Below are 12,629 nucleotides of genomic sequence, written 5' to 3'. Positions count from 1 at the left end.
TTTGACAATTGGGATTTTAAGTGAGACCACGAGTAAGTTTCCCTTAAAAGCTGAATGACGAACGTTTTTACAAGCTGTCAGATGGATATCAGGCTGATAGCCGTCACCAGGAAATACACCCGTATTGACGAGCTAACGCCCGAAACCTTAAATACCTTTGTGGATAAAATCCTGGTCCACGAATGCGAGAAAAAATACGGGAAACGGACACAGGACACTGACATCTGCTATTCCTGTGTGAGGATTGCAGATAATCCAACAGATGAAGAAATCATCCAATGGAATACGCTGTGTGGCATGGCGCCCTGGACTGGCGGGCTCCCCTTCTGCATACCCTGTTGCCAAAATATTGATTGGCAATAGGGTATCTGGCAGGAGGTGGCAAACGCTTTTATGGGGACATTACATATAAGTCTTAATGATTTCTTCAGCAATGGTTTGTTTTGTAATGCAGCGATCCATTGCCTGTTTCTCGATATAACGGTGAGCATCGGGTTCATTCATTTTTAATTCGCTGATTAAAATCCATTTCGCCTTGTTAACAATACGGATCTCTGCCATTTTTTCTTTGACAGACAGGGATTTCTTTTCAAATTGTCTCAGCCGCTCTCTGGCGCTTTCCATCCAGCTAAGAGCATGTATCATGGTTGGCTTTGATGTTGGCTTTGACAGCGTGAACACACCGTATTCAGCAACCTTGTCGTGAATTCCGGCATGTACATCGCTTTTTACCAAAAGCAGCACAGCAGATTGTTTACTGGTACTGGTGTCAATCGCAAAACGAACACCAATATCATCAGGCAAAGGCGCGTTGATAATGACAAAATCAAATGTTTTTTCAGCGAGTATCCGTTCGGCGGCGTTGACACTGGCAGCAGTATGGAGCGGGGAATATCTTGTTTCGGGAAGCAGGTCGGCAAAGGCAGAGGTGAATTTATCTGTTGCAGACACAATGAGTATACTGTAAACCCGTTCTCTTAAACTCATTTTGCACCTCCTTCTTTTTTCTTTGGCTTAAATTATTTATTACAGTAGATGTCTAATATAGCGTCCGGTATGTTTTTTTTGATAAAATTGCTGTTTGCAGCTATCGCACAGGCAGATTTAAGATTGCAGGGCAGCTGTTTAAAATTGGCAAGGGTATTTACATCTGCTTTATACAGATTGATATCCGCAGGAGCCGGCAGCTCCAGTTTATTCTCAATCCCATCAAGAATGGCATAGATTATCAGGGCAAATATCAGATAAGTATTTGCTGCCGGATCAGGAGAACGCAGTTCAACACGACGGTATTCGCCGACAGCTGCAGGGATTCTTACAAGCTGTGAACGGTTTTCGCTGGACCAGGAAATATATTTTGGCGCTTTGTTGCTGCCAAAACGACGATAGGAACTTTCAGTTGAATTTAAAAATACTGTCATATCAGCGACTTTATCCAAAATCCCTGCAATCAGGTATTTCACATTGTCTGCATCATAAGATGATTTGACTGATATATTGATATGGAAGCCGTTTCCTGGTTTGTTTTCCAATGGTTTCGGGCTGAAATCAGCGCAAAGGCCATTCCGCCGGGCAATTGTTTTTACAACTGTCTGAAACGTCATGGCGTTGTCTGCGGCGGTCAGAGGATCAGAATAGCGAAGATCAATTTCGTTTTGTCCCGGTCCTTCTTCATGATGTGAGCTTTCCGGCTGTATTCCCATCTGCTCCAGAGTCAGGCATATTTCGCGGCGAATATTTTCACCTTTGTCTTCCGGGGCGATATCCATATAAGTTGCGTTATCATAAGGTTCTTTGGTTGGATTTCCATTGTCATCCAACATGAACAGGTAAAACTCCTGCTCTGCGCCAAAGAAAAACTGATGTCCGGAAAGTTTTGCTTTTTGAATTGCGTTTTTTAAAATAGAACGGGTATCACATTCAAATATTTTGCCATTCGGATAAGTAATGTGACAGAACATTCTTACTACACTTCCATGCTCCGGTCTCCATGGCAGAGGCGTCAATGTGTCTGCTTCAGGATGCAGGAACAGATCAGAATGGTTTTCATCGCCAAAACCAGCTATGGCGGATGCGTCAATGGCGATGCCATATTCAAAAGCACGGGAAAGTTCCTGTGGCATAATGGATATGTTTTTCTGCCTGCCGAATACATCGCAAAAGGCGAGGCGGATGAATTTTACATCTTCTTCATGTACATATTGGATGACCTCTTCTTTGGAATATTTCATAAGCCTACCTACTTTCTTTTAATTTGCTGCATATCTTTCAGAATAAATCAAAAAAAGCAAAATTATCCACTACCAGGGCAGGTGATTTCTACTCTGAAAATGAACGCCTTTGCTCACACTAATTTATATTAGTACAACAGATGAAGCGCTTTGTCAATATTTTTTGACACGATAAAAAAATAAAAAAAGGATTGACAAATGATTTTTAAGGGTGTATTATCCAACACGTAAAGGCAAGGGCGTCTTTGAGGGAAAGTTCTCAGAGACGCTTTTTACTTTTCAGTGAAAATACATAAAATTTGGGATAAAAGGCAAGGGAGTCTTTTGCGGCGCAGGGAAAAGCGCCATGAAAGCTATCCCTGTCTTTTTATTTTCAAATTGAAAGGAGCAGGATTATGAAGAATGTATCAGATTTTTTGGATGTAAAGTATTCGATGACAGAGTGATGAAAGCAAATTTATCGGCAAAACTGACAATTGAAGCAAATACCATGAGCGATATGGCAAAGATGGGAGAATTAAGAGTTGCCTGTGATGAGGCAGAAACGATGACGGCAAAGAAATACTGGCCATTTCCAATTTATGGCGATTTACTCTTTGGCGTAAAATAAGTTGATAAATTTAACTTCTGATTGGAGGAAGAAGATATGGAAGAAGCTATGAAAGCATTTGTGCAGGAAACAGTATCCGCCGAAGTGTTCGGAGTCTGGTTTTTAATTGGCGCTGCATTGGTGTTCTGGATGCAGGCAGGTTTTGCAATGGTAGAGGCGGGTTTTACCAGGGCAAAAAATACAGGAAATATCATTATGAAGAACTTGATGGATTTTTGTATTGGAACCGTAGTATTTATACTGATTGGTTTTGGTTTACTGATGGGAGAAGACCTGTGGGGATTTATCGGAAGACCGGGATTTGATTTGTTTACTGCATATGCGGAGTTTGATTTTTCAAGTTTTGTATTTAACCTTGTATTCTGTGCCACAACGGCGACCATCGTATCCGGTGCAATGGCGGAACGTACAAAATTTCTGTCCTATTGTATTTATTCCGGTGTAATTTCTGCCTTGATCTATCCAATTGAAGCACACTGGATATGGGGAGGAGGATGGCTGGCGCAACTTGGATTCCATGATTTTGCCGGTTCCTGTGCGATCCATATGACAGGCGGTATTTCTGCATTAATTGGTGCAAAAATTCTTGGTCCCCGTATCGGAAAGTTTACCAGAGATACGAGTGGAAAAGTTGTGAAAGTAAATGCAGTTCCGGGACATAGCATAGCATTCGGAGCGCTTGGGGTATTTATTCTTTGGCTCGGATGGTATGGATTTAATGGTGCGGCTGCAACTTCTATTGCACAACTTGGTTCTGTTTTCCTGACAACAACAGTCGCACCTGCGGCTGCAACTGTTGTATGTATGCTCTTTACATGGATCAAATATGGAAAACCGGATGTTTCCATGTGCTTGAATGCATCGTTGGCAGGGCTTGTTGCAATCACAGCACCGTGCGATGTGACGGATGCATTTGGTGCAATTGTGATTGGAGCAGTTGCAGGCCTTTTGGTTGTGTTTGGCGTGTGGCTTCTTGACCATATACTTCGCATTGATGATCCGGTCGGGGCAGTTGCCGTGCATTGCATGAATGGGATCTGGGGTACACTTGCAGTTGGATTATTTGCTACAGATAAGGCTCCCGGATACAGTATTGCAAATGCTTCGGGAGAAACTTTAACTGGTCTGTTTTATGGCGGTGGGTTTGACTTGTTGAAACTTCAGTTTATCGGCTTTGCCAGTGTAGCAGTATGGACAGCAGTTACCATAACTATTACATTCCTTGTAATCAGAGCAATTACAGGCCTTCGTGCAGACAGGGAAGAAGAAATGGCTGGCCTTGATGCAGCAGAACATGGCCTTCCTTCTGCGTATGCAGGTTTTGCAATGCTTCCGGAGTATATTGAAGAAGGAACTGATTTTGTTGCGGTATCCGGTGATATCCCGGTTGCAGAAGCGATTCCGGTTAAGAAAGTTCCTGCATTTGAAGAAGGAACTCCGAAACTTACAAAGATTGAAATTGTCTGCAGGGAATCCAAATTTGAAGCTTTAAAGAATGCAATGATGAAGTTGGGAATTACTGGTATGACAGTATCCCATGTCCTGGGATGCGGGGTTCAGAAAGGCAAACCGGAGTACTATCGCGGCGTACAGGTAGAGGCGAATCTTCTTCCCAAAGTACAGGTGAATCTTGTAGTTAGCGCGATTCCGATCTGTAAAGTGATTGAAACAGCGAAGAAAGTACTTTACACAGGGCATATTGGAGATGGAAAAATTTTTGTCTATGATGTAGAAAATGTAGTGAAAGTAAGAACCGGAGAAGAAGGATTTGACGCCCTTCAGGATGTGGAGTAAAAGCCAGGACAGATGGAAACTAAATATTGCAATGGCGGTTTCATCCGGAATTTAAAAGCCGTCCCAGGAAGCGGCGCTTACACGGATATTTGGCGAAAGCCGCGAGGGTAAGTGCCCTGTGGGTACAAATCCCCTGCTTCCTGGGGCTGCACCGGAGCATGCGAAGAACTGCAGCTGCGACTTATGAGCAGAATACTCTATATAACAGGAGGAAATAAAGTTATGGCTATCCATGAAGAATGCGGCGTATTCGGAGTGACAGGTACAAAAAAGGAAAATGTTGCAGGCATTGTTTATTATGGGCTATATGCCCTGCAGCACAGAGGACAGGAAAGCTGCGGAATTGTTGTGAATGATGACGGTGCATTTTCTTCCTGCAAAGATCTTGGGCTTGTCAGTGAAGTATTTTCTAAAGATACATTATCTCATTTCCCGATGGGGAATATGGCGGTGGGACATGTAAGGTATGGAACAACTGGAGGAAATACAAGAAATAACTGCCAGCCTGTTGAAGTCAACCACCAGAAAGGCAAGATGGCGCTGGCGCATAATGGAAATCTGAGCAATTCTTTGGAACTTCGCGACAATCTGGAATTATCGGGAGCAATTTTCCATACAACCAGCGATACGGAAACCATCGCTTATGTGATTACAAGAGAAAGGCTTAGGACACCATGTATAGAGGAAGCAGTCAGCAATACAATGAATTTACTGGAAGGCGCTTATTCGTTGGTTTTGATTTCTTCTACAAAGATGATTGCGGCAAGAGATCCATACGGGTTCCGGCCGCTTTGTTATGGAAAAATGGCAGACGGGGCATATGTGGCTGCATCCGAAAGCTGTGCATTGTCAGCGGTAGGAGCAGAATTTATCCGTGATGTGCTGCCGGGAGAGATTCTGGTGTTTACAAAAAACGGTGTGGAATCAAGGAGAGAACACTGTGAAAAACAAAACCAAAGAACCTGTATTTTTGAATACATCTATTTTGCAAGGCCGGATTCTGTTATAGATGGCATATCTGTGCATGAATCCCGTATGAAAGCCGGAGAATTACTGGCAGAGAGTTATCCCAAATGCGCGGATATTGTGATTGGAGTTCCCGACAGCGGATTGGATGCCGCATTGGGGTATGCGAAAAAATCAGGAATTCCTTATGGGATTGGGTTGATAAAAAATAAATATATTGGAAGGACATTTATTTCTCCAGGACAAAATGAACGTTTGGACAAAGTCAGGATTAAGCTGAACCCTGTCAGGAATGTAATCAATGGAAAAAGAGTTGTACTGATTGATGATTCCATTGTCAGAGGGACAACCAGCAAATGTATTGTAAATCTTTTGCGTGATGCCGGAGCGAAAGAGATCCATATGAGAATTTCCGCGCCTCCATTTTTATATCCCTGTTATTATGGAACGGATATTGATTCGGAAGAAAAACTGATTGCATGTCATCATAGCGTGGACGAGATTGCACGTATGATTGGAGCAGACTCTCTGGGATATTTGCCGGTAGAGAAACTGAATAAACTGATAGACAGTGAAGACTATTGTGCTGCCTGCTTTCAGGGAAAATATCCCACGAAAATCCCGGCAAATTTATGTAAGGACCGTTTTGAAAGGAAATTGTCTGAACGGGTTTGAGATAAAGAAATGCATATACGATGAAAACATATGACAGAATACTTATTTTGTCCGATGGCAGCGAATACTGTGGATATGGTTTTGGTTCTAGGCTTGAAAAAATTACGGAAATTGTATTCAATACCTCTCCGGTAGGATATCAGGAAATCCTTATTTATTTGGCGGAAGAACCATGCAGATTGTGGCATACTGGGTAAACCATCGGAAGGCAGCGTTGAAATCCTGAATGCAATACGCGCCGGATATGTCAGTTATGTCATCAATACCCGTAATGAAAGCCATGAGGCGAGTAAGATTGAAGCTACATGTCTCCTTTACATTTCCTCTTCTGCTTTTATGAATATTTGTATAAGACTTGACAAACCTAATCATTTCTGTTAGCTTATACAATAGTTATCGGAGGACTTATAAGCGTAAGTATAAGACCGGATAAGATAGCGGGCATACGGTTTGTCGGAGGGTTACTCTTGCGTATGAGAGTGCCGGATAAGAAAACCGTTCCTGTTCGTTTTTCTTATCCGGTTTTTTATCTTATAGGAAAGACCTTGTCACGCTAACGTGTGAAAGTATTTGCAAAAAAGGAGGAAAAGGCAATGAATTTGCTAAATGGAAACATCAAACCAATCTATTTCAAGTATTTGTCTGCTGCTTTTGGAAGTGCAATGATTACTTCGGTATATTCACTTATGGATATGGCAATGGTCGGACAATATCAGGGCCCGGACGGAACGGCGGCATTAGCTGTTGTTGCTCCTGTATGGAATATTATTTACAGTCTGGGGCTGCTCATGGGAATTGGCGGCTCTGTAATTTTTAGTACAGTCAGAGGAAAGGAAACACAGAAAAGCGGAAACGAAAATGAGTATTTTACTGTTGCAATTACAGGCTCTGTCATTCTTGCTTTCGTGTCATGGGCGGCAATTATATTTTTTGACAAGCCAATCTTATTGTTTTTTGGTGCGGACAGCAGCCTGCTTTCATTGGCTGAATCTTATTTAACGCCAGTAAAAGCAGCCATTCCGCTGTTCCTGTTCAATCAAATGCTGGCAGCGTTTCTGCGAAATGACAATCACCCCGGACTTGCAACTGCCGGCGTATTAGCCGGGGGATTGTTCAATGTTATTGGCGATTACATTTTTGTATTTACTTTTGACATGGGGATTTTTGGTGCGGGACTTGCAACGGCAGTTGGCTCCGGGATTTCGTTTGTGGTTATGCTTTCCCATTTCTGGTCTGGGAAAAATACGCTGGTTCTCCGAAAACCGACTGGGATTGCGGGAAAATTGCGGGAAATATCGGTTACTGGCTTCCCGACATTTTTTATTGATATTGCAATGGGGATTTTGACAGTGCTTTTCAACCGTCAGATTATGAAATATTTGGGCAGTAACGCACTTGCTGTTTATGGCCCTGTTATCAATGTAAGCACGATTGTTCAGTGCTGCGCTTATAGTGTGGGGCAGGCTGCACAGCCAATTATTTCTATTAATTTCGGCGCAAAGAAATGGGAGCGTATTAAAGAAACTTTGCGGTATGCCCTATATACTGTTGGAGCGTTCAGTATATTTTGGACTGCCCTCAGTTTGATTTACCCTGATTTGTATATTTACATTTTTATGAAGCCAACAAAAACAATTTTGGATATTGCACCCGCAATAATCCGTTGTTACAGTATTTCTTTTATATTGCTGCCGCTGAATATTTTCTCCACTTATTATTTTCAGGTACTGATGAAGCCAGGAGCCGCTTTTTGTGTATCTGTTTTCAGAGGCCTCATTGTCAGTGGAATTTTAATTATGCTGTTACCGATTGTGGCAGGGGCAAATTCCTTATGGTTTGCAATGCCGGTTACAGAATTAATAGTTGCCGTTTATGCTGTATTTATGATGAGTAAATATACAAAAACGTTATCAAAAAAGGTATAAGCGAAATATGTGGAATTCAGCGATTCATTATACATATCAGGGGACAATGTAATGAAAAGTAAAAATTCAAACCCACTTTCAGACACAACCATCTGCACAAAAATAAGGGTATGTCAGATTGCTCCAACATACCCCTGAATTCTCAAAAATGTTGATTTTACAGCATTTCCTCTTAGCCGAAGTATCTCTTTAACAGGCCTGCAAATGCTTTTCCATGTCTTGCTTCGTCACGAGCCATCTCATGAACGGTGTCATGAATAGCGTCAAGGTTTGCAGCTTTTGCACGTTTTGCCAGGTCAGTTTTTCCGGCAGTAGCACCGTTTTCAGCTTCAATTCTCATTTCCAGATTCTTTTTGGTGCTGTCAGTTACTACTTCACCAAGAAGTTCTGCAAATTTAGCAGCATGTTCTGCTTCTTCATAAGCAGCTTTTTCCCAGTACAGGCCGATTTCCGGATAACCTTCTCTGTGGGCAACTCTTGCCATTGCCAGATACATACCAACTTCCGTACATTCTCCGTTGAAGTTTGCTCTTAAATCTTCGATAATATCTTCGGAAACACCCTGAGCAACACCGATTACATGCTCGGAAGCCCATGACATTTCTCCGGACTGCTCTGTAAATTTGGAAGCAGGAGCGTTACACTGAGGACATTTCTCCGGTGCTGCATCTCCTTCATAAACATAACCGCATACATTACATACAAATTTTTTCATAATGATTTCTTCCTTTCTGTTCCTTTGTTTTATATGAGTAAAAATTAAAAACAGTAATTATTACTGAAATTAAAATAGCATATCTTAAGATTCCTGTCAAGAGATATTTTTATTTTTTTCTTTTTCCATACAATCTCTGCAGGTACCCAGAAAATAAGTGATATGCCCGTGAATTCTGCCCTCAAATTCATTGCCGGCAATGATGTTGATATGGTCGATATTTTCCATTTTTAAATCCATCACACTGCCGCATCCGGTGCAGAGAACATGATAATGGGGAGATGTATTTCCGTCGAAACGGTCAGGGCCTATACCGGTCGAAATTTTTCTGATCTCCCCCAGCTCTGTCAAAAGAGATAAATTACGGTATACGGTTCCAAGACTGATATTGGGAAATTCTTTTTTCACATTCATGTAAACCGTTTCGGCAGTAGGATGCTCACAACAGTCAGCAAGGAATTCCCGGATGCTTTCCCGTTGGCGGCTGTATTTCATCAATGTTCCTACCTCCTGTAATAATGATAATTATTATTGATTCCTGTCTAATATAATACCCCGGCGCAAAAATGTCAAGTGCCGGGGCAAAGTAAAATATTTCCATATTTCAGATAATGATGACTTTTGTTGCGCTGTTATGCAGTCACAGAGGGATCAGCAGTCCTTACTGTTTTCAGAAGATGACCCAGAACCGCTGTCAGATTGTTCCGAACCGGAGTTGCCGGAAAATATACCATAACTTCCTTTACGGGCAGGCAGGTTGATATATTTTTTGATGGCAAACAGAATTCCGATACTCAGAATGGTAATGAGATTTTCCACCACCGTGGTATGATCCAGAATCATATGACGGGCCACAAGAAATATCAGAACCTCCAGCACCGTATCTTCACTGGGCTGACAGAGCATTTTCAGAAACTCAATGCCAATCAGTATATTGAACACATGTCCCACAAAAATCAGGAAAGCAGTATTAGAACTCCTGTCATTCCAGTAATCCAGAAAAGAACCGCCCAGAGAGCTGCATGCAATCAGAATGGCGGCCAGAACCACAAGGGCCATCAAAAGCTCCAGGAAATTACAGGATTCATAGAGGATATTTCTGATTTTGCGCAGTAAATTATTCAAAGAAATTCTCCTTTTTTGAAATTTAAATCCGAGCGTTCTGCTTTGAATCCTGACCATGGGCGTTACTTTTACAGTTAGCTCGGCCCAGGCGCCCTTACGGCACATGAAAGATTCTGCTTAGTGCTGCTTTGTTCCCAACCTGACACGGTTCACAGAGTTCCATTGCGTAAGACCCAGACGTCATCACCACTTATAAAAGGCAGCCCCACAGGCAAAAACCCGGGGCAGAACATCACTCCAACTATAGCGGATTGTTGGTACAGGGCACCGCTACCGCCCCAGCTGCTCGGAGTCTTAAGTATATCCTTTTTAAAGGAAAATGTCAACTGTTCCGGAAGGGTTTATTCCATTTGTTTCTCCAGACGCTTCGTTTCCCGCAGTTTTCGGAAAAATTCACTGAGCATGGTGGAACATTCTTCTTCCAGTATACCCCGTACCAGCTCCACCTGATGATTGAAGGCAGATATCTGCAGCAGATTCAGCACGGAGCCGGCACAGCCTGCCTTGGGATTCATGCTGCCCATGACCACCCGGTCCATTCTGGACTGGACAATGGCTCCTGCACACATCTGGCAGGGTTCCAGAGTCACATACATGGTGCAGCCCTCCAGCCGCCAGTCTCCCAGCTTTTTACTGGCCTTTTTTATGGCGGAAAGCTCTGCATGGGCCAGGGTGTTTTTGTCCGTATTCCGCCGGTTGTAACCTCTGGCAATGATTTTATTTTCATATACAATGACGCAGCCAATGGGGACCTCCTGAATTTTTTCTGCCTTTCTGGCTTCCCGGATGGCGGCCTTCATAAATTTTTCTTCCTGGTTCATAGGCGCTCCTGTTTTTTTCTCAATAATTGTGGTAAGATAATAATATTATTATACAGGAAATCAGGAGAACATACAAATGAATCTGATGTATCAGACCAAACGTCTGGAATTAAAAATACTGCCGGATACAGCCGCTCCCCAGGTACTGAAATTCCATCTGGACAATCAGGAAATATTCGAGGAGTATGAGACGGACAGGCCCCTGCAGTTTTATACGGAAAATTTTCAGAAAAAGCTCCTCCAGTGCGAGTACAATATGGCGGTAAAACAGAAAGCCATCCGGTTCTGGGTGTTTGAGAAGGGAATGACAGAGAAGGTCATGGGCACCGTTTCTTTTCAGCATATTAACCGGGGCTATTATCAGTCCTGTGAACTGGGATATAAATTTGATCACCGCTGCTGGGGCAGAGGATATGCAAAAGAAAGCATTTCCAGAGGAATCCGCGTGATGTTTGAGGAATTAAAACTGCATCGGATAGAAGCCAGCGTGCTTCCGGAGAACACAGCTTCCGGAAAACTGCTGCGGGGTCTGGGATTTGAGCTGGAAGGAGTAAAAAAGCAGAGCGTCAGGCTCCATGGGGTCTGGAGAGACCATGAACTGTACGCTCTGCTTTCCGGTCCGGATACTTCCCGTCAGGACAGCGGGCTGTGAAATAAATTATCCTTCGTTCAGATAACGATACCAGTAACCGAATTCCCCGGTGTTTACTGGAACAGACTTCTCGTTGCGGAATTCCGGGAACCCGAAAAGGGTTGCCATAACGCGCTCCGGATTCTGGTATATGCCTGGAATACCGATAAACCAGCGTTTTTTCCCTTTTTTTTCAGTCATGCCCAGAATCAGATAGCGGTAGTTGAAAAATCCGTGGAGCAGGAAACTGTTATTCCCCAGATACCAGTATTGACGCGGCAAAAGCCGCAGATCCTTTAATTCCAGACGGACACAGAGCGTAGATTCATCACCGGCAAAAGGCGTCATCACCGGATAATTTTCGAGAATAAAATCCCATTTCAGGCTCCAGTTTTCCGGCAGAGGCTCCGGTTTCGGGTCTGCTCCTGCAGGAGTATGGGGCTGAGGCTGGAAAGAACGTTCTGGTCTGGAGATTTCGATTAACTTTGGTGCGGCTTCTGCGGCCCTGAGATCTGCATCAGGAACAGAAGAAGGAGCAGGAGAAGCGCCGGTGTCGGAGCTGGACAGGGGAAAGGGGGACAGGTGATCCTCCGGGGCAGCCTCAGGTGGAATACTGCCGGTGGAAGCTGCCTGCACCGCCGGTTCCTCTGCCGGGGCAGGTTCCGCAGGGCGAGCCGGCTCCGGAGATTTATTTTGTGGCTTCGGTTCTGATTTTTTCCGTGGTTCCAGGAACTGTTCCCTGACGAATTCCCGGTCGTTCCACTGGCTCACAAACATAATTTCCGAATCCAGGGGAATGAAAATTCCGCTGATATCATCCAGCCGATAGCCGCTGTCAGACAGAGGTTCCCCCTTTAAGATGGTTTTAAAATCTCCGTTTCCCCGTGAAAGCCCCATGGTTCCCAACAGAATACCGGGAAATTTCTGCTGATTTTCGGCATAGAAATACACCGGAATCGGAGAAAGGCTGTGACCGGTGTTTTTCATATGTATTTCCACAAGACATTGGCTGTCTCTTTTTTCTATTTTGGCAAATCCTACGTTGTGGCGTTTGATTCCACGCTCATATAAATAAAGATATGTAATCATTCGATGGAATTCAGACATTTTTCTACTCCCGAAAAACTTTTTACATC

At 43.4% G+C, this 12,629-nt stretch carries 14 protein-coding genes and 1 other RNA gene; 7 read left to right on the top strand and 8 right to left on the bottom strand.

The features are described 5' to 3' along the window. Positions 1–54: 54 nt before the first annotated feature. Positions 55–363 carry a DUF4368 domain-containing protein gene (locus C805_RS27625; RefSeq protein WP_081640369.1) on the top strand — a complete coding sequence of 103 codons (309 nt, stop codon included), beginning with the start codon at positions 55–57 and terminating at the stop codon, positions 361–363. 39 nt (positions 364–402) lie between these two features. Here the strand turns inward: C805_RS27625 and C805_RS22505 are convergent, their stop codons facing one another. Together C805_RS22505 and C805_RS22500 are read right to left on the bottom strand one after the other, a co-directional pair. Continuing rightward, on the bottom strand, positions 403–987 hold the full coding sequence (locus C805_RS22505) for an ANTAR domain-containing response regulator (RefSeq protein ID WP_016216340.1): 585 nt from the start codon (positions 985–987) through the stop codon (positions 403–405). Between the two features lie 32 nt (positions 988–1,019). After that, entirely contained in the window at positions 1,020–2,231 is a 1,212-nt protein-coding gene (locus tag C805_RS22500; protein WP_016216339.1) for a glutamine synthetase family protein, read from the bottom strand. A 445-nt stretch (positions 2,232–2,676) separates the two neighbouring features. On the opposite strand from C805_RS22500, the gene C805_RS26560 reads away from it, so the two are divergent. From C805_RS26560 to C805_RS22485, 5 genes are all read left to right on the top strand, one after another. Next, positions 2,677–2,841, top strand: coding sequence for a hypothetical protein (locus C805_RS26560; RefSeq protein ID WP_022751429.1), 165 nt, complete (start codon positions 2,677–2,679; stop codon positions 2,839–2,841). A gap of 36 nt (positions 2,842–2,877) precedes the next feature. Further along, on the top strand, positions 2,878–4,635 hold the full coding sequence (locus tag C805_RS22495) for an ammonium transporter (RefSeq protein WP_016216338.1): 1,758 nt from the start codon (positions 2,878–2,880) through the stop codon (positions 4,633–4,635). Between the two features lie 222 nt (positions 4,636–4,857). Then, positions 4,858–6,276: an amidophosphoribosyltransferase gene (purF, locus tag C805_RS22490; protein ID WP_016216337.1), complete on the top strand. Its 1,419-nt coding sequence runs from the start codon at positions 4,858–4,860 to the stop codon at positions 6,274–6,276. A gap of 20 nt (positions 6,277–6,296) precedes the next feature. Continuing rightward, the gene (locus tag C805_RS26060; RefSeq protein WP_022751428.1) at positions 6,297–6,473 is read left to right on the top strand and encodes a carbamoyl-phosphate synthase domain-containing protein; all 177 of its coding nucleotides are present in this window, start codon (positions 6,297–6,299) and stop codon (positions 6,471–6,473) included. Between the two features lie 396 nt (positions 6,474–6,869). Beyond that, positions 6,870–8,201 carry an MATE family efflux transporter gene (locus C805_RS22485; protein ID WP_016216336.1) on the top strand — a complete coding sequence of 444 codons (1,332 nt, stop codon included), beginning with the start codon at positions 6,870–6,872 and terminating at the stop codon, positions 8,199–8,201. Between the two features lie 172 nt (positions 8,202–8,373). Here C805_RS22485 and C805_RS22480 read toward each other — a convergent pair whose 3' ends face one another. The 5 genes from C805_RS22480 to tadA form a co-directional block, all read right to left on the bottom strand. Continuing rightward, on the bottom strand, positions 8,374–8,916 hold the full coding sequence (locus tag C805_RS22480; RefSeq protein WP_016216335.1) for an NADH peroxidase: 543 nt from the start codon (positions 8,914–8,916) through the stop codon (positions 8,374–8,376). A gap of 96 nt (positions 8,917–9,012) precedes the next feature. Further along, positions 9,013–9,411 (bottom strand): Fur family transcriptional regulator, encoded by a 399-nt coding sequence (locus tag C805_RS22475; protein ID WP_016216334.1) that lies wholly within the window; start codon positions 9,409–9,411, stop codon positions 9,013–9,015. Positions 9,412–9,567: 156 nt separating this feature from the next. Beyond that, positions 9,568–10,041: a hypothetical protein gene (locus tag C805_RS22470; RefSeq protein WP_016216333.1), complete on the bottom strand. Its 474-nt coding sequence runs from the start codon at positions 10,039–10,041 to the stop codon at positions 9,568–9,570. Between the two features lie 28 nt (positions 10,042–10,069). After that, an RNA gene (gene ffs, locus C805_RS26055) (signal recognition particle sRNA large type) lies at positions 10,070–10,331 on the bottom strand. Positions 10,332–10,382: 51 nt separating this feature from the next. Then, positions 10,383–10,862 (bottom strand): tRNA adenosine(34) deaminase TadA, encoded by a 480-nt coding sequence (gene tadA, locus C805_RS22465; RefSeq protein WP_016216332.1) that lies wholly within the window; start codon positions 10,860–10,862, stop codon positions 10,383–10,385. Between the two features lie 76 nt (positions 10,863–10,938). Here tadA and C805_RS22460 point away from each other — a divergent pair, with 76 nt between their 5' ends. Beyond that, positions 10,939–11,514, top strand: coding sequence for a GNAT family N-acetyltransferase (locus tag C805_RS22460; RefSeq protein ID WP_016216331.1), 576 nt, complete (start codon positions 10,939–10,941; stop codon positions 11,512–11,514). Positions 11,515–11,520: 6 nt separating this feature from the next. On the opposite strand, the gene C805_RS25525 is transcribed toward C805_RS22460, so the two are convergent. After that, positions 11,521–12,600: a DUF6128 domain-containing protein gene (locus C805_RS25525; RefSeq protein ID WP_016216330.1), complete on the bottom strand. Its 1,080-nt coding sequence runs from the start codon at positions 12,598–12,600 to the stop codon at positions 11,521–11,523. Positions 12,601–12,629: the final 29 nt, after the last annotated feature.

Origin of the sequence: Eubacterium sp. 14-2 (assembly GCF_000403845.2) — a bacterium.
Lineage (GTDB): Bacteria > Bacillota > Clostridia > Lachnospirales > Lachnospiraceae > Petralouisia.
The sequence above is the reverse complement of the archived record's forward strand: the minus strand, read 5'-3'. Positions and strand labels throughout refer to the sequence as shown.